The organism is Nitratireductor aquibiodomus (assembly GCF_900105565.1).
GTDB classification, from domain to species: domain Bacteria; phylum Pseudomonadota; class Alphaproteobacteria; order Rhizobiales; family Rhizobiaceae; genus Nitratireductor; species Nitratireductor aquibiodomus.
Window position 1 is genome coordinate 3,364,847 of the sequence record NZ_FNSL01000001.1, and the last position, 18,587, is coordinate 3,383,433.

The window sequence follows — 18,587 nt, forward strand, 5'->3', positions numbered from 1 at the left end:
TGACATGTCTGGTAACAAGAATGATGAAGCCGGTGCTGCCGCCGGAATGATGGGCGCTGGATTCCTGGCTGTTCTGGCCTTCCTGTTTGGCTTGTTGGTGTTCCTCGCCATCGCTGTATCGCTAATCTATCTGTTCGCCCTCGTATCGGGGAAGGAAATCACCTTATGGGGCGATACTTACAGGCCTAGCGATGCCCTGATTGCCTATCGCAATGGTGTCATTGGTGTCGCCATCGTTCTCACCATCACGGTGTTCATCTGCGAATTCTATAGCATGGCGTTCCCTAAGGAATGGCTGTCATACCTGATGGCCGGAGGATACTCGGTCGGCTTGTTCTGGATTCTGGGCTCTGGTGACGACGAAGAAGAAACGCCCTCCACACCTGTCGACTATCGCGACCTCCAGCCTCCGCTCAGCGAACCCGCTGAGAAGCCCTTCGACTATGCGAGTTGGGATGATGAAAGGAACACGCCATGATGAATGGATGGCTTTCCGAGTTCTACCAGTTCTGCTGGATGCTCGAATCCCACTATCAGCAAAGGCTCGCCTGGGAGGACGCCAGAGAAGCGCGCCTCGCCAGAGAGCGGGCAGAGGCACAAGCCGCCGCCCAGCTCAAGGCCATGCTGGAGGCCAATCCATCGGGACAGCTCGGCAATGCCGAGATTGACGATCTCACGGCCCTGAAATCTTCGGGGCTGTTATGAGCGGCCTCGTTCGCGCCTCGGAAGGCATCAGGCCCGGCATTGAGCTCGGCTTCTTCCGGGGCAATCCGCTGGTTTATGATGGCACCGAACCGGTCGCCATCGATGCACAGGCCGGTAAAGGCAAGCTAACGCGCTTCTTGGGGGTGAATCTGGTCTCCCCCAGGACCGCGCACGTCACCAAGATCATCACCGATCCCAAGGATGCTGAGCTTGCCTGGATATCCTGGAAGACCTTAGAGCGGCAGGGTTACCGGGTGCGTTTTATCAATCCGGCCCGGCTCTATGGTTATCCAGGTGAGAGCTTCAACATCAACACGCGCCTGCTGGAAGTCGCGGCGCGGCCTGAGCTCCGCGCCATTGTGGGTGACGCCGCCTATGACGCGGCAAGCTACCTCGTCCCGGTCGATCCCAACCCGGCGCATCGCTGGATCGGCCAGGGCGTGCGCACCATGTGCGCGCTCTATAACAAGATCAGCGCCCTTTATCCCGATGAGCGCTTTCCCTGCACGCCTGGCGGCCTGTGGGACTTCTTCGGGCGCGATCCGGACGCTATCGCCGATGATCTGCTCATGTGGTCCCTGGATGAGCGCATGCATGATGAGGCGGGCATGTGCAGGCAGGTCGCCAGCCTGACGCAATCCCGCGATCAGTGGAACGCTTATTCTTCGCTTATCATCGAGCGCCTTCAGGGTTTCCAGCCCGGCTCGGCCTCAAGGGCGGCAACGGAGCGCAATAGCTTCGACCCGGCGGATATGAAGAATGAGCGCACCGCGCTCTTTATCATCGGCTCGGCTCAATCAGAGACCAGCCGCAATTTTGTTGGGGCGATGACCGCCGCCATTATCGAGCGATTTGCCGCCGCGTCTGGTAAGCTGCGCGCGCTCGTTGTTGGCGATGAATGGGGACAGCTATACGTCTCGAACTTTGAACCAATCCTGACCCTCTACCGGCAAGGCGGCATCAACTTCCTCGGTGCGTTCCAGAACGCGCCCGCCCAGATCGAGGGGCGCTACGGCAAGGAACTCGCCCGCATCTGGAAGAAGGCTGTAGCGCATACGCTCTATCGCGGCCTGCCCGATACCGAGACGCTGCGAGAAATCGAGCACCGCTCGGGCCGCACCTCGGTCATGGTACGCGGTTTCAATGTCAATCAAAACCAGGTGAACGGCTCAGGCGATAGTCTCTCCGAACAATCCCGCCCTCTGCTCCAGGTCGAGGATATTCGTCTTGCCACTGGCGGGGAAACCGGCCTTCTGGAATCCCGCGATCATGGCTACTTCACCGTCGATCTACCGAACTTCTGGGAAAGGCCGGAACTGAGCGGATATCTAAGGGACGTGCGGGAGAAGCCGGATAAATATGAATGGCTCAGCACCAGTCAGCATCACTCTGTCAACGCATGCGAGGAAAACTACCATTTCCTCCCCTCTGCTGCTCTTGGTAAATGAGGTTCGGCCCCCTGAACCTCTGCCCTTCGGCGAGAATGGGGGTGGTGTTGACAAGGATCAGCGCGGCGGGCGCACAAGCCGAAGGCGCGGAGCCTCGGGAGACCGCGCCCTTGTCAGCGCCGGGGGCGAAGCCCCTTAGTCCAACTACTTTGTACTAAATATGGAAGTCGACTGACTGAGACTGCCATTATTAGCTTCAACTTACGGATGCCCTATCTAAACGGATTGAACTCTTGCCCAGCGGCGAGCGTCCGATATCAATCAGAGAGACAAAGCTGCCGATCCGCACCAGCGGACGGCGACGATTAAGACGACGGGAGTACAATCAAACAGAGCGCACCAATGCCCTGGTTCACGACAGCCCGGTCCCATCAAGTGGGATGCGCTGCGAGGCGAAAAGTACTTCTCGCTTGTACGAGTAAGTCATTGCAATCAAATACAGAATGACTCATTTTTCTCTTTATGTAACAATGACTTCCGAATCTGTTTAATTTTAGAACTGTGAGCAATCAAACGAGCGCGCGATGATTTTTGACGTCAATTCCGATCAAGTTGAACGGCTGGATGAACATCACGTCGTTGATCTCCTTCGCCGTCTCATCAGCGCTGAACTCAACAAGAATTCTATTCCCCTGCGATCGGGTACGGCTCCTGCGCAGATAACTATTGCTGACGGTGGTGATGATGCTCGTGTTTCATGGTCGGGCGGGCCGAATGAAACTGATTGGCTGCCCAGCCGTTTCACGATCTTTCAAAGTAAGAAAGGGGCAACATCTCCTGGGGGATTAAAGGCGGAAACGCAAACGAAGTCCTCGCAAGGTTCCGACGAGCCAAAACTTAGCGAGGCTCTTGAGGAAGCCATTTCTCAAAGCGGTGCCTATGTCATCGTTACGCCCACGCCTGTTGTCGGCACCAACGTCGACCGCCGCATTAACGCTATTCGGCAAGGGATCAGCGATACGGGCAACGATCCATCCTTGTTGTCTTCCATTCAAATCTACGATTGCAACAGACTCGCTGCATGGACGAATACGCATCCATCAGTGGCGCTATGGCTCAACGCCTTATTGCGAGATGTCTATCTTGGTGGCTTCCAAGCCTTTGAAGATTGGGGACGCTCATCGGAAATTTCTGAGATCGAATTTCAACAAAGCGACGATATGCGATTTGTCGCCAAAGGATCGGAAATCCAGACCTGGCAAAACGAAGATAACAACATTTTGCAGGAGAAATCCTTTGATGGCATCAGAGAGGTCATATCCACGTTCCTCGCCACACGCGGCAACGCTGTGCGAATAATCGGACCATCGGGATACGGAAAGACGCGTTTCGTCCATCAGCTCATCGCAAGTCAGGCTGCATCTCCTCAGGACGTCTTGAGCGAGAGCCAAATCATTTACTGCATTTACGACGATGTTAAAGACCGACTGTTAAACATTGCGCGTGAAATTGCCGACACTGGCTCACGTGCTTTGCTGGTCGTTGATGATTGTCCAGATCAGGTCCACACGAAGCTGAGTGAAATCGTCCATCGGGACGGCTCCCACTGCCACCTCATAACGATAGGCGTGGAAACTAAGGCGCAAGGCATACGCCGCAATTTGATTATTGAGCTCAATGCCGCATCAAACGAGTTGATCGGCCAAATTGCTGAGGCAACGAACAAGCAGGTTAGTAAAAAGAATGCTTCGCTCATTCGCGACCTGTCACAAGGTTTCCCAAGGATGGCGGTTTTCGCAACGCGGGCTTTGGAAGGCGGAGATGAAGAACTGAGCTCGGTCGAGACTCTGGTTTCGCGGATCGTTTGGGGAGAGCACGAAATAGATCAATCAGCCTTTGAAAGCTTGCAACTTTTGAGCCTTTTCACAATCGTTGGAATGGAAAACGAACCTGCAAAAGAACTCGAAGAAATAGCGGCTTATTGTGGCAAGACCGGACGGCAAATGTTCGGTGAACTGAGACGCTTTACCGAGCGTGGCGTTATGTTTCGTCAAGGCGACTTTGGTGAAGTGCAACCTCTCCCTCTTGCCATGCGCTTGGCAAATCAATGGCTTGAAGGCAACCCCGCTGGAACCTTGCAGGATTTATTTCGCTCTCTCAGTGAAGAAATGAAACTGAGAATGCTTGGCCGACTGCGTTGGGTATCACACTCAGACAAGGTGTCGAGTTTCGGCCGCGCCCTGCTTTCCGAGGCATTGCCGGATGAGAAAACATTAAACAGCGAATTCGGGTCAAAGCTTCTCGACCGCTTTGTCCATCTTGCGCCTGATGCAACGATGGAACATCTGGACGGGCTGCTTGCAGGGAAAACAGTCGATGAACTGGCGTCCTTTGATACAGGCAGACGCTATACCATTTGGGCTTTGGAAAAGCTGGTGTTCCGTCGTCAGACCTTTGATGCGGCAGCGAGGTTGCTCCTGAAGCTTGGCGCAGCAGAAAACGAAGACTGGTCGAATAATGCATCCGGTCAATTCACCGGCCTCTACCAGCTTTATCTGTCAGGAACGGAAGCCACGCCGGAAGAAAAGCTCGCTGTGCTGGATGATGGCTTGGCCGATCCCGACGAGCGGGTGCGTAAGCTTTGCGTCGAAGCCTTAAATCGCATGCTCGAAAATTGGCATTTCTCCAGATCCGGCGGCTCGGAACATATAGGTGCCGGAGAAGCGTTGGAGGACTGGCGGCCCGAAACGTACGGTCAGGTTTTCGATTTTTATCGCGCGGCCTTGTCACGTCTTGAGAAAATCGCCCTCGATCCCGGTGATCCGAACTGTCGGACCGCGCTCAATACTATCGGCTCGCACCTCAGAAGCCTCTTTGCCAATGTCAATTTGCTCGAAGAAATTCAGGCGATGATAGCGCGCCTGCGTGAAGCCCATCCCGGATGGCACAAGGCTGCACTCGGGGTCAATGACTGGCTGTATTTTGATCGAAAGGAAGCGGATGAAGCTTACCAGCAAAAGCTTCGTGCATATTACGATGAGCTAATACCTACCGATCCGCTGGAGCAGATCCACTACTACAGTAGTGGTTGGGCCACCGATATTCATGATCCGGACGTATGCTATGACCGTGAGGGTGATAACGATCATCACTATGGTGAAAGCAAGATATACGAGTTAGTCGATGCTGCGCCTAAAGAAGCCGCGTACTTCCTGCCGTTTTTGGACATGCTTTTTGAAAAAGCGACAAACTCGGGGTGGATTGCTGTCGTCCGTATTGCAAAGCATGTCGGTGATCCCGAACATCTTCTGCAGCATCTCTTAGACAACATGACTGCGAACAGCGAAATCCCCGCCATGTCGAATCTTGTACGCAATGTCATTTCCGGCGCAGCGCAAACCGACAAAAACAAGGGCCTGGAATGCCTTGAGCGCGCACTTGGCGTTCCCAGCCTGAGCGCATCATCAATCGAATTTCTTACTGCAGTCGGGCTGGATAACGCGCTCATGCAACGCGCAATCGAGTTTGTACAAAACGATACGGTCGAACCGCGTCAGGTCTCGGCTATTGCATTCAGTAATATATTTCAGACCGTTGATGAGGATTTAATTGAATTGCTGGTCACCACATTGCTGACCAAGCAAGAGCGTGGGGCGTGGGCGGCTGTCGATTTCCTCGCACATGTCTTGTATCGCTCTGATCCAAAAGAAGGACGGTTGTTGCAAGCTTTGAAAGCATCGGTGACCAACCGTGCCCTATTTGACAAACCGCAATATTCAAACATGGACTGGTATCATTGGTGCGAGCTTGTCGAAAAGATCTTCAATGGCGGCCATGTCGATGATCACTTCAGTAGTGAATTGGTAGATTTCATCATCAGTGTGACCTCTGTTGAAGAATACCGTGTTCAACTCGCATTTGATGATTACGCGCAAAAAATACTTCGGCGCATCATAGCCAACTCTCCAAGCCTGGTTTGGGAGAAGTACCACGAGGCGCGAGCTGCCGCAGATGGTCGAGCTGTATACCGACTTCCAAGCTTATTCGATGCGAATATTGGAGAGCCGTCAAACCCCGGCGTTCTTAATGACATTCCGGCTGAAATATATGTACCGTGGATGCTGACAGACAAAGAAGAGCGAATGCCGTTCATTCTGGATTGGATTCAGCTCTTTGACGGGGCGAAGAGCGCACGCAAATGGAGTCCGGCATTTATATCATTTGCTGATGCCCATGTGGATCGGCCGGAGAGGTTAGATACACTTCGTTCCAGATTGACCTCAGGTATGTGGGCAGGCTCGTTCGCCAATAAGCTTGAAGCTGAACGCGATTTGTTGCTGGAACTTCGGAGCATTTCAACAAATCCGCATGTCCATCGATGGGTTGATAGAACGACGACACGGATGGAACAACAGATCACAGAAGAGCGCAGGCGGGATGCAAATAGGGAAGCGTCATATCGAGCATGAATGGGCTTTGGGCATGGATCACTGAAAATTTCAACAACCGTGAACTGGCCGGTGCGATTTGGTTGACGGCTGCCATCGCCGTTGCCGCGATAAGATCGGAAGTAAGAGAAAGCGTTCGCAGCATTCTCAAAGCCTTGTTGGACAGCAAGCTTCTCGTACTATTCTCCGCTCTTGCAGCAAACGTAGCTGCAATATCGTGGCTTGCCGCGTCTTTGAAGTTTTGGAATTTTGGTTTGATCGTACCGACAATCGTTTGGTATTTCTTCGGTGCTCTACCGCTGTTGGCACGTTCCTTTGACGCCAAGGAAGGTTCGCAGCATTTTCGTGGCTACGCTAAAGATGCCTTAAGCGGAACGATATTTTTGGAGTTCATCTTTGTTGCCGGTACCTTTAGCTTGCCTGTCGAGTTATTTTTGACGCCGATTGTTGCCGTGATCGCCATGATGTTGGTGATAAGCGAGCGAAAGCCTGAACACGCTAAGATAAATACCTTACTCACATGGGTTATGGCCGGTATCGCAATTTTGGTGCTCTGGAACTCGGTCAGTGAGATAGCGGCGCACCCGGAAACATTTTTCACCGCCTCTACCTTCAAAAGCTTCATTCTGCCGGTTTACCTCACGATTGCGTCCATCCCTTTCTTTTATCTGACGCATTGCTACTCGCATGCCGAAAGCGCAAGCATTCAGATTTCTCGTAAGACATTTCAATCAGACGAATTAAAAGCCTATGCACGAAAGCGGTTCTTTTCGTGCTTCTTTCTTCGGCCTTGGCTTCTCAGGCGGGCAATACGCCAGTTTCATAGCCTTCCTGCAGAAACAACGAATGACGTCGATCAGATCATTCGTGATATCCGCAAACACGAAAAAGAGACGCAAAATCCTCCCGAAGTTGATGAGTCCCAAGGATGGAGCCCATACAAGGCGCGGGAATTTCTAGCCAACGTCGGCCTTCGTACAGGAGATTATCATACCGGCTATGGGGGCGAAGAATGGTGGGCAAGTTCCCTTCCGATGGACCTCGACGAACAACTGCTCCCCAATACGGTTTCATTCTACGTTGAAGGTGTCAAAGGTCTCGCAACCATCTTGAAACTAAAAGGGCATTTTCTTGATGAGTTTTCTCCCGAAGTTGCGGTAGAAAAATTCGGAAAAATATGCTCGGCGCTTCTGGAAAAGACTGTTCCTTCGTTAAAAGAACAGCTCCAACACAAACTGATTGTGTGTGAGGAATTCACCCACTCAACCAGTGTGTCACGAGTTACCTTGCAGAAGGACAGGTTCCCATCTGAGAAAGGCTTCAACCTGACATTTCAAATTTCGAAGAAGCCAACTATTCTGTAGCGATTTTCGTAGACAGGTCGCATTTTGGTTCACAAGTCTCCTCTCATGGACTAAAATGGGTAGTTACATGCACGATAAGTCTTCCCGCTAACGTCATGTAACTACATGTATTTTTATATATATTTTGCCATATACTGCTGAAACTGTATCTAGATGTATATTGTGTCTCGACGTAAATTTTTTGGAATGAATGACTGATGGAGTTCCAAAATGACCGAGATGACTGAGTTGATTTCAAAGGGGTCGGATTTTCCGATGGAGTATATGCTGGCATTGATTGCGCTGGCGGCGATGGCACTTTCAGCCTTTGCCATTCACACGATCCATTCGATCATCCGGCGAAAGGATAAGTGATGGCAAAGCTTCTGCCGTGGGTGATGATGCCCAGTGAATGGATTCTGGAAGGCGGACTGCGCGAATTCAGGTGGGCTGCTGAAATTGGTGCGAACAACATCGCTGCGTTAGTGACACTTGCACCAATCCTGCATCATGCAGATCGTGAAAGCGGTATCACTCGCCTGACATATGATGATTTCGAATTAATCACGTCGCTTAGCCGGACGAAAATTGCGGCTGGGCTAGAACTCCTGACGGAGAGGCAACTTATCGAGCGCGATCCCGAAGGGCGCAGCACTTACAAACTCAGCAACTTCAATCCGTCTATTGGCTGGGCCAAATTTCCGGCGCTGCGTCTTTATCGCGGCCGACGCATTCCGTTCTTCCACGAGTTGAATTTGCGTAAGCGTACGGAGTTAGACGCGATGAAGCTGTGGTATTTCATCGCCGCCAGACGAGACAATGAAGTCAATCTCGCCAAGGCGACCTATGACCAAATTGAAGAAGTTACCGGCATCGCAAGAGAGCGCATTAAAACCGGCTTATCTTTGCTGGCTGCAAACAGTTTGGTTCACGTCGAGCACATTCCCAGCCGTCAAAGCGAATACGGCATCGCAAACGCGTACCGCTTGCCACAAATTGACGCTTCACGCCACATGGGAACAGTTGGACGAGGACTGACCAAGCATGATGATTTGCTTGAAGGTCTTTGAAGCCGAAAATTGTCCAGCACTGATTAATTAAGCAGTTCAAGCCTCTCTCCGAAGCCTAGTCGAATGGCGTGGCAATCAACGCAAAGTCGCAGCGACGGGACACCGGGCATGGCAGAAGCTGAATTAGCGATACGGTAATCGCCGAAGGGTTTATCTCCGCACGATGAACATATTTCCAGCGACTGCTTTGACTTAATGGCAATCCGCGCCAACATGCCAAGCTTCGGCTCTACACGGTCAACAATTGAGAACCAAAGGTCGCTGTGGGGTTCCACACGTTCCATGTGCTGTTGCACGTCATCTGGATATTGCTCAAGCAGCCACGCTCGCGCTACTTCGCGCCGGTCCTGATCGTTTTGCACCAGTGTTTCATAGAGGTTGATCAGCAGTTTCGTTGTTTCGCGCGGTGCGGTTTCCTGTCCCTGTTGATAGTAGATAAGGTTAACCGCAAACCGAACACCGCCCGAATAGGCTTCACTGATAGTGGCGATGCAATATTCGCGCAATGCCTCCCGATTAGAGGAGCTTTGCATGCGCCGCATTTCTTCCAAATCATACCGCCAGGGGTTGGTTTGGAGCTCGTGCTTCCATAAGTCCAAATAGCCTGAATCGCGATAGGCTTGCGCAATTGCGTCGTCATGTTCCGAATGCTCCCGCACCAATTGGTCGACATCCTGCAAGTTCTCTACGTTTGCATCGAGGCAGCGCGCGGCGTTGAGTACAAAGTTCTGCGCATCCCGTGTCATGTCTATGGGATTGGGTCTTCCTTCCATCCATGCAATTTCATCGGGATCGACGATTTCGGTAATCTCCGGCAATTCGGTGAGCAGTGGACTCTTGCGCAAATCTTCCGGTGAACAATAATCGTGATCAGCAACAAGCTGAACGCCCGCGCTTTGGTAAGCACGCGCAACCAGACGCGAACAAAACTCGCGTCGGCTGCGCGACCTCGGACCGCCAAGGACAGTGCGTGCGGCCTCTACCTTGGAATAGCGCGTGCCTATTTCCGATCTGGCAAAATCGACAATCTGAGCGATCTTTTGCGCGGGCAATGCTTCTTTCAATCGAAACGCGAAAAAGTCTTCATCATCTTCAAAGAGCTCACGTTGTAGGTTCCGTGCTTGAACGCCATCCGACGTGGAATCAATGATCGAACCCTGCTGAACATATATCATAGCGTGCGAAACACTCCCTCGCGTGGAAAATCGGACGGCTTTCCCGGTTTTCGATCTACTTGCAGTCAAGATGATGTCGCCAGGTCTTAGGTTCTGGAAGTCGATGCGTTTCATGTTTTGCCTATGATTTTAAACTCAACATAGCACAAATGGATCGAAACAATTCAAAGGCAATCAGTGAAGGAGAGTAATATGGGAATTCGGGCACGCTAGCCCCTGATCGGGTTCAGCGCCGATGCGCTGACGGTATCCAAACGGCGGACGGTTGGTCAGGATTGCACAAGGGCTGGAACACCCTTTGCTCTCGATGAAATCGTCTCCATGAAATGGTCAGGGGTCTTGGGGGCAGGAACGCCGCCCTAGTCGATGGGTGCAGGGAGAGCGAAGTCTCCCGCGAGTGTTTGACCGGCGATACGGTCTTCTGGCTCTGGAATGGGTTCAATGCCCTGGAAGAGCCACGGCCTGGGGGATGCAACGGGGGAGCGCTAGCTGCCTCCTTGCCAAGATTGCGCGGTAATACCGCGCACATCTTGCGATCAGCGTTATCGCCTGCGGGAGTCTCCGACAATGGATTGATGCTCTGTCGCGTCGACGGTTCAATGAACTCCCTGCTACACCACCAGCGTAGTGTACCCGGATTTACCGGCGATGATTCCGTGGGATCAAAAGGGAATGCCGTCTCCGTAGTCGACTTCTTCACGAGGACCGTTCTTGTCGCGGTCGATGGCGGAAAGCATTTCTCCTAGCCGCTCGCATTCCGGACAAGGCTCCGGTTCAGGTTGCCCGCCCGGATAGTACATTCCCGCGCTCTTGCAGACAGGACACTGCTCCTTGGCAAAATGACGCCGAAGGATTTCATCATCACTGGCGATCTCGTGCACTGCTCGTCCGCCTCCTTGCTGCGGTTTGTAAATGCTCGCGCTTATTTTCAACCCACGCCATTGTGCCCAGCATATGCTCAGGCCTTGGATTGGGCACCGGGTCAAACTGACCAGCTTCGGGAAGGCTGTCCATGTGTTCGGCCACTGACTGACACAGAACTCACGCGCCGGGTTCGCGAATCTGGTCCAGCATCCGGTTACAAAAATCGCTCCACACAGGGATGACCATCGAACATTGGCTGATACAGGTTGGCCGGATCGAGGTCGATGGCGACGATGTTTTCGGGCCGGTCGAACGGCCATGTAGGATTGCGGCGGCGCTTCTTCATGGTGCTCCTCCAACAAATGACTTCCGATAAGATTCGGGAATGCCGTCCGGCTGGATACGCTGGGGGATATGTCGGCGTTTTGCGGCGTCGAATGCGACGATCAGGGTGCGCATGGTAGAGAGCAATTCCTGGGAAACGAAGTACGGAGCCATGTTCTCTTTGTCCATTTCCCGGACACTAAAGGCAGCAAGCGCCTTGCGCAGCGGTTCTACCTTCAAGGAAAGCCCGATGGCTTCGCGGGCAGCGGGTGATTCCAACGGGTCATCTCCGCGCTCCCGCATGCGCCAAACATCCTGATAGAGCGCCACCATGTTGTTGTGGTGTTCGATGGCCTCAGCGAGCAATTGCCTTTCTGCCGGGGTCATGGGCATGCTCCATATCGAAAAAGCTGCGTTGCAGTCAGTGTTCACTCGTCCTTGCCAACGAACATGAGAGCGATATAGCAGATTGCAGAGATACCAAATGCTATCGGGGCCAATCCGAGCATAAAATAAAACACCCGCTGAACGTCGAACTGCACACCCCAAACAAACCGGATCACAAGCAGGCAAACTACTACAATCAGGCCAGCTCCAAATCCCTTTATAACATTCATCATGATATTCACTCCTCTGTTTACATTGTCGAAGAACTGACCGCGATGCGCTTCAGCGCGCGACTGAGGGTCCATGGGGCGACACCCAAGTCGGCGGCGATGGTTGAAATTCTCTCTCCGGCTGCAATGCGTGCGCTGGCGCGGTGCAATTGCTCATCGGTAACTTTAGGCGGACGGCCCAGGCGCGCGCCGCGCTCACGGGCTGCGGCCAGCCCCTCCTTCGTTCTTTGCGAGAGCGTGCGTCGCTCGAACTCGGCCAGAGCGCTCATCATTGTGTAAACGAAGATGCCCGCCGCTGTGCTGGTGTCGATGTTGAGGGTGGCAATGCGGAAATGGACGCCGCGCTTGCGCAGCTTCTCTGCTTCAGTGAGCGCATCAACAACTGAGCGAAAAGCCCGGTCCAGGTCCCACACCACGAGCATGTCACCGGACCGCAATTCTGAGACCACGCGGCCAAAGACCGGCCTGCCGGGGCTTACGGCGGAAAGCGTCTCGATGTGCAGTTCGTCGCAGATCATACGTAACCCGTCTATCTGGCGGTCAGGGCGCTGCTCTGCGGTGGATACACGCAGATAGCCTACGGTTCTCCCCGGCTTTGCCTCTTGATCGGCGGGCGGCTGTGTCGTTGGGGTCTGCACAATATGGTTCGTTTTCGTGCGCGGCCTTTCAGGCACGCGGACGCCTTGCTTTTCATGGTCGGAAAGGGCTCTTTTCTGCGCGCCCTAGAAAAATCCTACCTGAAAGCAAAAAGGGGATTCAAATTTCAACGAAAACGAACGTTTTGGAGTGTGGACCTGGCGCACAAGCAAGGCGCAAGAAGCCCTATAATGAAGTTAACCAGGTTTCGCGTCGAGGTAGTGACGGATCGCCGCCTCGATCCAGTCGTTTCTATTCTTGCCATCTTGTTTGGCTGAATTATCGATCTCATCAATTAGCTCAGGCTGTAGACGCAGCTTCACTTGCTTCTTAGGTCGGTTCTCTTCAGCCCACCGGGGTCTTAGTGATGGCGGTTCAGATGCTCTAGTCACGGTTATTTTTGCAGGTGGCTTTATCCTGCCCATTATGCCAGTTGGTTCTTGCTCTCCGCTCCCCTTTCTCATGTCTATTTTGTGTTCGATTGGGTCTTCGTCACCCTCATCAAACAATTGAAAAAGAATTATCGGAAAAGCGTCATATATATTGAAATATTCAATATCGTATATTGAATTACTTACTAAAGCTTCAATCTCTTTGCAAATATCTTTGCGATATTTGTTCCATTGTTTGTTTTGCGTAATTATCTTTCCGGAGATATTTGCAATATCAATAGTTAGGTCGGCGATCCTGATCTTCGTGACCTCCTCTTTAAAATAGAAATTGATAAAGAGTTCAGCCTGCCCAAGCCGTTGCCGCTCGAAGAACCGCTGCACTTCTGTAGAAGCCTGTTCCAGCTCAGCCATATTCATTGATGAAATCCCCGGTGCCAACTCGCCCAAAGAGTTTTAGCAGCCCTGGCAGCAAATTTAAAGTGGGCACCCACTTGAAACCTCAGGAATAAGTGTTAACGTGGGGCCCCACAAAGATCAAATATAGGAATTAATTCCTTGTTTGTTCACTTAATGTTCGCTATACTGCCCAGTTCTTTTGCGGCGAACAAGAAAGGAGGCCAGGCATGAGCAACGATCCCACTTTCACCGGCTTCAACGGGGTCGCCGCGCAGGAGGACGACTTCCTCCCTGTTCCCGGCGAACTGGCCCTGGACGCTGACAAATACCGCCAGGAACTAATCGAACTCGATCTCACCGACGATCAGGCCAATGAGCTTCTAGCCATCCTCTGGGATATCATGCGCCGCTTTGTCGAGCTGGGCATGAGCACGGAAATATGTGGGTCGATTTTCGAAGCCGTCATTGAATCCTCGGTCTCCGGGTCCGCCGATGGTAGCCTTGAGCACTCACCAACCATGGAGCTGCCATCGAAAGACAACGGGAAGGAATCCGCATGACCGACACTAAATTGAAGAACGCGGTATTTTATGGCCGCGTCTCCGACGTAAAGCAGGCCACTGTGCGCGGCGATGCGCTGCACTCGCAAGAGCGCACCTGCCGCGAGTATGCTGAGAGAAAAGGTTATGTGATCAGGGAAGTTTTCACCGATACCCTGACCGGCGCGCACACCAATCGCCCTGGGCTCCAGGCGATGCTGGCATATATCCGGCAGCATCGCGGCACCATTATCATTGTCGACCACTCGAACCGGCTTGGCCGCGATATGCTGAGCTACTTGATGGTACGGCAGGAAATCAAAGACGCGGGCGGCATTCTTGAAAGTCCGGTGATGGGTTTTGAGGAAACCTCATCTGACCAACTCGTTGAGCACGTCATTGCCAGCGTCAATCAGTATCAGCGCCAGCACAATGCAGAGCAAACCAAGAGCCGCATGCGTGCGCGGGTATCGGGTGGGTATTGGGCTCTGGCTGCGCCGGTCGGCTATCGTTACGAACGCGTCACGGGACGCGGCAAGATCATGGTACGCGATGAACCGGTTGCCTCCGTGGTTCAGGAGGCGTTGGAGGGCTTTGCCTCGGGGCGCTTTGAAAAGCAGGCCGATGTGCAACGCTTTCTCCAGAACAATCCACTTTTCCCAAAAGACAAGCGCGGCATCGTCCGGCACCAGCGCGTATCGGTTCTACTGAAACAATGCCTTTATGCCGGTTACCTGGAAATGCCGCGCTGGGATATCTCCCTGCGCCCGGCACAGCACGAGCCGCTGATTACGTTCAAGACGTTCAAGATCATTCAAGACAGGCTGGAAGGCGGTATCTATGCGCCGCGCAAAAAGAATGTAAATGAGGACTTCCCGCTACGCGGCTACGTGATGTGCGATGATTGCGGCACACCGCTCACCTCGTGCTGGTCTAAGGGCTCACATAATAAGTATCCCTACTACCTCTGCCCCAAGCGCGGCTGTGCATCATACGGCAAGTCGATCCGGCGCGCCGACATCGAAGGGCAGTTTGAAACGCTGCTGCAATCTCTCACGCCAAGCGATTCTCTTTTCCGCGCAGCGAAGAGGATGTTCAAAGATTTATGGGATCACCGAATCTCGCAAGGTCAGGCGCGCGCAAATGCGCTGGCCGCGCAGCTTCCCAAAATTGAAAAGCAGCTCGATCAACTGCTCGACCGCATTACTGATGTCAGTGTGCCGAGCGTGATCGCCGCACTCGAAAAACGCATCGGCAAACTGGAACAAGAAAAGATTGTTGTTCAGGAAAAAATGGCTCAAGCGCCCTTTGCGAAGACAAGCTTCGACAGGACACTTAGAACGGCGCTTGCATTTCTTGCAAACCCTTGGATTCTTTGGCGTTCGGACAGGTTGGAGGATCGCCGCACGGTGCTTAAACTGGCCTTCGCAGGCCCCTTGCGATACCAGCGTGAAAACGGTTTTAGAACGGTAGATTTATCCTTACCGTTCAGTATGTTAGCGGGAATTTCCGGTGATAAGGAAGGTATGGCGCGCCCGAAAGGATTCGAACCTCTGACCCCCAGATTCGTAGTCTGGTGCTCTATCCAGCTGAGCTACGGGCGCGTGATCGCGTGAGCGACCGTCGAAGCAGTCTTTGTTGCCGCCGACCGCGGTTAACTAGCGAGTGCGGCGTAGAATTGCAAGCGCTATCGAAGGAATTTTCCTGATATCTGCACAGGCGGTGCCCACGCGGTTCTGGTGCCTCAGGCCGGAGGCGTTGCGTCGGGGATGGTGATGGCGAAAACCGTATGCCCGCCAGTGCTTTCCACCAGTTCAAGTGCACCGCCATGAGCCCGCACCAGTTCCTGTGCGATGGCCAGGCCGAGACCGGTTCCACCGCTTTTGGCAGAGCCGCGGAACGGGGCGAAGAGATTTTCGCGCGCCTTCTGCGGAAGGCCGGGGCCGGTGTCGGTCACATAGATGCGTGCGGTATGGTCCACCCGTTCGGCAGAGATGGTCAGGCGCCTGACGACCGACGGGCCATGGTCGCCCGCCATTGCCTGAACGGCGTTTCTGCTGAGGTTCGAGAGAACCCGGAAGAGGTGCTCCGAATCGGCGCTGATTTCAAAAGCCTCATCCACCGCATTGGCGAATTCGATGCTGTTGTCGGCATCGAGCGGCAGCACATTGCGCACCTCTTCGACCAGGGCATGCAGGCGCAGCCGGCGGCGGCTGGGAGGCGCTTCCTGCGTTCGACCGTAATTGAGCACCCCCTCCGAATAGGTCACCGCGCGGTCGAGCGTACGCAAGAGACGTGGCGTGAGGGTTTTGACCGCCGGGTCGTCAATTGTGCTCAGCCGGTCGGAGATGAGATGTGCCGAAGCCAGCATGTTGCGCATGTCGTGGTTGATCTTGGAGACGGCCAGGCCAAGGTCGGCGAGGCGTTTTTGTTCACCCAGCGTCTTCTGCAGGGCTGCCTGCATGCGTGCGAGCTCGCGCTCGGCCACGCCGATCTCATCGCCGCGAACTTCAGGTGTGATGACACGGCCGGGCTCGTCGGGTGCGGCGGCGAAAGACAGCATGGACTGCGTCATGCCGCGTATGGGGCGGATCATGATGCGGTTGATGGCATAGAAGACCAGCGTCGCCGTAAAGAGTGAAATGATCAGCGAGAGAAAAGCGACATTGCGCGCATAGGTGAGCATGGCATCCCTGAGGCCCGTGTCGGCGATCAGGATCTCAAAAATCTTGCCCGTGTCGCCCACCGTGCCGAATATGCGGAACACGCGATCACCGCCGAAGAAGAGCGTCGAAAAGGTCTGGGCGATGGCCGCAGGCGGAGCGATCGCATCAAGGTCGATGTGCTCGTTCACTTCCGGTGGCATGTCGGTAACGACCAGAATGCGCGAGACGTCCGCATCGCGCACGGCAATCGCCTTCACGCCCGTCGCCATCAGGAGTTCGTCGCGTATCGGCGGGGCAAGCGTCTCGTCCTCGCCTTCCATGAGGATGATGCTTACGGCGGCTGCATTGTCGAGCCGCTGCTGCATCCACTGCATGCCGAAATTGGCCACCGACGGGATGAAGATCAGGACTTCCGCGATCATCACGAAAAGCACGGTCAGCAGAAGAAGCTTGGTCGAGAGCCCGCGCGTGAGCGGAACGGAGCCCGTCTCGTGCGGTTGTTCGCTGATGTCGCCCGCTGTTCTTTCTGCCATCGCTCAGCGTTTTCCGGGGCCGCTTACGGCTGTTTTCCTGCTCACGCGGCCTGAAGCATGCATCAGCCGAAACGGCGCAGAAACCGCACCACCGCGCGTACCAGAGGCTTGCGTGTCGTCTCCGTGAAATACGTGATCGCGGCCCGTTTGCCAATCTCGGTCATGGTCGGGTAGGGGGAGACATAGCCAGCGATGTCGCGCACGCCGAGTTTTCGGGAGATGGCGAGCGCCCAGAAATTGATCATCTCGCCCGCATTGGCACCGGCGATGGATGCGCCGAGAATGCGGCCCTTGCGGTCGGTTACGAGCTTGATCAGGCCTTCGGTTTTGCGCTCGGCCTGCGCGCGGTCGTTTTCGCAATAGGGCCAGCGCAGAATGCTGATTTTCCGATGGCTTTTGCGGGCCTCTTCCTCATTCAGTCCCACATGGGCGATTTCGGGGTCCGTATAGGTTGCCCAGGGAATGATGTTCCGGTCCTCGCGTGCGGGCAGGCGGAGGAGCAGGGCGCGTATTACCAGCCCGGCATGATACCCCGCCACATGGGTGAACTGCAGCCCGCCCGCCACGTCGCCGATCGCATAGACGCGGCGATTGCTGGTGCGCAGCTTGTCGGAAACCTTGATGCCGCGCCGGTCGTGCTGGATTCCGGCCCTGTCGAGCTCCAGCGATGCGGTATTGGGCGTGCGGCCCGCGGCAATCAAAAGGTGAGAGCCGTCGATGCTGCGGGTCCCATCGGTGTCTTCCACATGAACACGCACGCCCGAACGGCCACGCTTTTCCACCTGCGTGACTTTCGTGTGTTCCAGCACATTCACGCCTTCGGAGCGGATGTTTCGGAGTGCGAAGGCGGTCAGTTCGGGGTCGTCCTTGCCGAGCGCGGCCAGCGCCTCCACCACCGTGACCTCACTGCCCAGGCGACGGTGCGCCTGCGCCAGCTCCATGCCGATGGGGCCGCCACCGACGACGATCAGATGCGCAGGCCTGCGGGTTTGTGAGAAAATCGTCTCATTGGTGAGGTAAGGAACATCGTCAACGCCCTGTATCGGCGGAACAAGAGGCGATGACCCTGTTGCAATGACGAAGCGGCGGGCGCGGATCTCATAATCTCCGGCGATCACCGTGCGCCCGTCTTTGAAACGCGCCTCCTCCTGGATGACCTGCACGCCGAGCGCGGTAAAGCGTTCGACGGAATCGTTGGGCGCAATGGCTGCAATGGTCGCTTCCACATGCTTCATCACCTGGCGGAAATTGACCTCCGCTTCCGCAGGGGCGATGCCAAAGGCGGCACCGCCCTGCATCAGATGGGCTTGTTTGCCGGCGGCGATCAACGCCTTGGAAGGCACACAGCCATAATTGAGGCAGTCGCCGCCCATCTTGCCGCGCTCGACAAGCACGACGGGAACACCGAAGGCGGCAGCGGCGGCTGCGACGCTCAGGCCGCCGGAGCCGGCGCCAATGACGCAGATGTCGGGAGTTAGAAGGGTCATTGAG

General features: G+C 54.4%; 18 protein-coding genes, 1 tRNA gene and 1 pseudogene. 9 read left to right on the plus strand and 11 right to left on the minus strand.

Features of this window, described 5'->3' with window-relative positions; all coding sequences use genetic code 11:
• Nucleotides 1–4 precede the first annotated feature (4 nt).
• The 7 genes from BLW55_RS15855 (at nucleotide 5) to BLW55_RS15880 (ending at nucleotide 8,954) form a co-directional block, all read left to right on the plus strand.
• Entirely contained in the window at nucleotides 5–478 is a 474-nt protein-coding gene (locus tag BLW55_RS15855; RefSeq protein ID WP_090329439.1) for a hypothetical protein, read from the plus strand.
• Nucleotides 475–705, plus strand: coding sequence for a hypothetical protein (locus BLW55_RS15860; protein WP_090329440.1), 231 nt, complete (start codon nucleotides 475–477; stop codon nucleotides 703–705). Before BLW55_RS15855 ends, BLW55_RS15860 begins: the two co-directional genes overlap by 4 nt.
• The gene (locus BLW55_RS15865) at nucleotides 702–2,153 is read left to right on the plus strand and encodes a type IV secretory system conjugative DNA transfer family protein (RefSeq protein ID WP_090329441.1); all 1,452 of its coding nucleotides are present in this window, start codon (nucleotides 702–704) and stop codon (nucleotides 2,151–2,153) included. Before BLW55_RS15860 ends, BLW55_RS15865 begins: the two co-directional genes overlap by 4 nt.
• Before the next feature lie 524 nt (nucleotides 2,154–2,677).
• Nucleotides 2,678–6,562 carry a hypothetical protein gene (locus BLW55_RS15870; RefSeq protein WP_090329442.1) on the plus strand — a complete coding sequence of 1,295 codons (3,885 nt, stop codon included), beginning with the start codon at nucleotides 2,678–2,680 and terminating at the stop codon, nucleotides 6,560–6,562.
• Nucleotides 6,559–7,905 (plus strand): transporter permease, encoded by a 1,347-nt coding sequence (locus tag BLW55_RS15875; RefSeq protein ID WP_090329443.1) that lies wholly within the window; start codon nucleotides 6,559–6,561, stop codon nucleotides 7,903–7,905. The genes BLW55_RS15870 and BLW55_RS15875 overlap by 4 nt, the downstream gene beginning before the upstream one ends.
• Nucleotides 7,906–8,115: 210 nt before the next feature.
• A complete protein-coding gene (locus tag BLW55_RS20830) occupies nucleotides 8,116–8,259 on the plus strand; it encodes a hypothetical protein (RefSeq protein WP_177175094.1) in 144 nt (47 codons plus the stop codon).
• Entirely contained in the window at nucleotides 8,259–8,954 is a 696-nt protein-coding gene (locus BLW55_RS15880) for a hypothetical protein (RefSeq protein ID WP_090329444.1), read from the plus strand. The genes BLW55_RS20830 and BLW55_RS15880 overlap by 1 nt, the downstream gene beginning before the upstream one ends.
• A gap of 23 nt (nucleotides 8,955–8,977) precedes the next feature.
• On the opposite strand, the gene BLW55_RS15885 is transcribed toward BLW55_RS15880, so the two are convergent.
• From BLW55_RS15885 to BLW55_RS15905, 7 genes are all read right to left on the minus strand, one after another.
• Entirely contained in the window at nucleotides 8,978–10,243 is a 1,266-nt protein-coding gene (locus BLW55_RS15885) for a YiiX/YebB-like N1pC/P60 family cysteine hydrolase (RefSeq protein WP_090329445.1), read from the minus strand.
• A 548-nt stretch (nucleotides 10,244–10,791) separates the two neighbouring features.
• The gene (locus BLW55_RS20670; RefSeq protein WP_143038446.1) at nucleotides 10,792–11,010 is read right to left on the minus strand and encodes a hypothetical protein; all 219 of its coding nucleotides are present in this window, start codon (nucleotides 11,008–11,010) and stop codon (nucleotides 10,792–10,794) included.
• 197 nt (nucleotides 11,011–11,207) lie between these two features.
• Nucleotides 11,208–11,339 (minus strand): hypothetical protein, encoded by a 132-nt coding sequence (locus BLW55_RS21050; RefSeq protein WP_280140479.1) that lies wholly within the window; start codon nucleotides 11,337–11,339, stop codon nucleotides 11,208–11,210.
• Complete coding sequence (locus BLW55_RS15890; RefSeq protein WP_090329446.1) at nucleotides 11,336–11,704, minus strand: hypothetical protein; 369 nt, start codon at nucleotides 11,702–11,704, stop codon at nucleotides 11,336–11,338. Before BLW55_RS15890 ends, BLW55_RS21050 begins: the two co-directional genes overlap by 4 nt.
• A 41-nt stretch (nucleotides 11,705–11,745) precedes the next feature.
• Nucleotides 11,746–11,937 carry a hypothetical protein gene (locus BLW55_RS15895; RefSeq protein ID WP_090329447.1) on the minus strand — a complete coding sequence of 64 codons (192 nt, stop codon included), beginning with the start codon at nucleotides 11,935–11,937 and terminating at the stop codon, nucleotides 11,746–11,748.
• A 17-nt stretch (nucleotides 11,938–11,954) separates the two neighbouring features.
• Nucleotides 11,955–12,572: a recombinase family protein gene (locus tag BLW55_RS15900; protein ID WP_177175095.1), complete on the minus strand. Its 618-nt coding sequence runs from the start codon at nucleotides 12,570–12,572 to the stop codon at nucleotides 11,955–11,957.
• A gap of 195 nt (nucleotides 12,573–12,767) precedes the next feature.
• The gene (locus BLW55_RS15905; RefSeq protein WP_090329449.1) at nucleotides 12,768–13,379 is read right to left on the minus strand and encodes a YlcI/YnfO family protein; all 612 of its coding nucleotides are present in this window, start codon (nucleotides 13,377–13,379) and stop codon (nucleotides 12,768–12,770) included.
• A gap of 206 nt (nucleotides 13,380–13,585) precedes the next feature.
• On the opposite strand from BLW55_RS15905, the gene BLW55_RS15910 reads away from it, so the two are divergent.
• The gene (locus tag BLW55_RS15910) at nucleotides 13,586–13,918 is read left to right on the plus strand and encodes a hypothetical protein (protein ID WP_090329450.1); all 333 of its coding nucleotides are present in this window, start codon (nucleotides 13,586–13,588) and stop codon (nucleotides 13,916–13,918) included.
• A pseudogene (locus tag BLW55_RS21110) lies at nucleotides 13,915–14,928 on the plus strand (recombinase family protein); the annotation flags it as partial. The gene BLW55_RS15910 and the pseudogene BLW55_RS21110, both read left to right, overlap by 4 nt.
• Nucleotides 14,929–15,000: 72 nt before the next feature.
• Here the strand turns inward: BLW55_RS21110 and BLW55_RS15925 are convergent.
• From BLW55_RS15925 to BLW55_RS15940, 4 genes are all read right to left on the minus strand, one after another.
• Nucleotides 15,001–15,198 carry a hypothetical protein gene (locus BLW55_RS15925; protein ID WP_090329452.1) on the minus strand — a complete coding sequence of 66 codons (198 nt, stop codon included), beginning with the start codon at nucleotides 15,196–15,198 and terminating at the stop codon, nucleotides 15,001–15,003.
• Between the two features lie 226 nt (nucleotides 15,199–15,424).
• Nucleotides 15,425–15,501, minus strand: a tRNA-Arg gene (locus BLW55_RS15930).
• A 140-nt stretch (nucleotides 15,502–15,641) separates the two neighbouring features.
• Nucleotides 15,642–17,096, minus strand: coding sequence for an ATP-binding protein (locus BLW55_RS15935; protein WP_007010586.1), 1,455 nt, complete (start codon nucleotides 17,094–17,096; stop codon nucleotides 15,642–15,644).
• A 62-nt stretch (nucleotides 17,097–17,158) separates the two neighbouring features.
• Complete coding sequence (locus BLW55_RS15940) at nucleotides 17,159–18,583, minus strand: dihydrolipoyl dehydrogenase family protein (protein WP_090330025.1); 1,425 nt, start codon at nucleotides 18,581–18,583, stop codon at nucleotides 17,159–17,161.
• Nucleotides 18,584–18,587: the final 4 nt, after the last annotated feature.

Bases quoted from the DNA above. Each gene is read 5' to 3' on its own strand.
- BLW55_RS15860 (WP_090329440.1), top strand. From the start codon at position 475: ATGATGAATGGATGGCTTTCCGAGTTCTACCAGTTCTGCTGGATGCTC.
- BLW55_RS15940 (WP_090330025.1), bottom strand. From the start codon at position 18,583: ATGACCCTTCTAACTCCCGACATCTGCGTCATTGGCGCCGGCTCCGGC.
- BLW55_RS15870 (WP_090329442.1), top strand. From the start codon at position 2,678: ATGATTTTTGACGTCAATTCCGATCAAGTTGAACGGCTGGATGAACAT.
- BLW55_RS15935 (WP_007010586.1), bottom strand. From the start codon at position 17,096: ATGGCAGAAAGAACAGCGGGCGACATCAGCGAACAACCGCACGAGACG.
- BLW55_RS15890 (WP_090329446.1), bottom strand. From the start codon at position 11,704: ATGACCCCGGCAGAAAGGCAATTGCTCGCTGAGGCCATCGAACACCAC.
- BLW55_RS15905 (WP_090329449.1), bottom strand. From the start codon at position 13,379: ATGAATATGGCTGAGCTGGAACAGGCTTCTACAGAAGTGCAGCGGTTC.
- BLW55_RS15880 (WP_090329444.1), top strand. From the start codon at position 8,259: ATGGCAAAGCTTCTGCCGTGGGTGATGATGCCCAGTGAATGGATTCTG.
- BLW55_RS15875 (WP_090329443.1), top strand. From the start codon at position 6,559: ATGAATGGGCTTTGGGCATGGATCACTGAAAATTTCAACAACCGTGAA.
- BLW55_RS15885 (WP_090329445.1), bottom strand. From the start codon at position 10,243: ATGAAACGCATCGACTTCCAGAACCTAAGACCTGGCGACATCATCTTG.
- BLW55_RS15855 (WP_090329439.1), top strand. From the start codon at position 5: ATGTCTGGTAACAAGAATGATGAAGCCGGTGCTGCCGCCGGAATGATG.
- BLW55_RS15865 (WP_090329441.1), top strand. From the start codon at position 702: ATGAGCGGCCTCGTTCGCGCCTCGGAAGGCATCAGGCCCGGCATTGAG.
- BLW55_RS15910 (WP_090329450.1), top strand. From the start codon at position 13,586: ATGAGCAACGATCCCACTTTCACCGGCTTCAACGGGGTCGCCGCGCAG.
- BLW55_RS15895 (WP_090329447.1), bottom strand. From the start codon at position 11,937: ATGATGAATGTTATAAAGGGATTTGGAGCTGGCCTGATTGTAGTAGTT.
- BLW55_RS21050 (WP_280140479.1), bottom strand. From the start codon at position 11,339: ATGAAGAAGCGCCGCCGCAATCCTACATGGCCGTTCGACCGGCCCGAA.
- BLW55_RS20830 (WP_177175094.1), top strand. From the start codon at position 8,116: ATGACCGAGATGACTGAGTTGATTTCAAAGGGGTCGGATTTTCCGATG.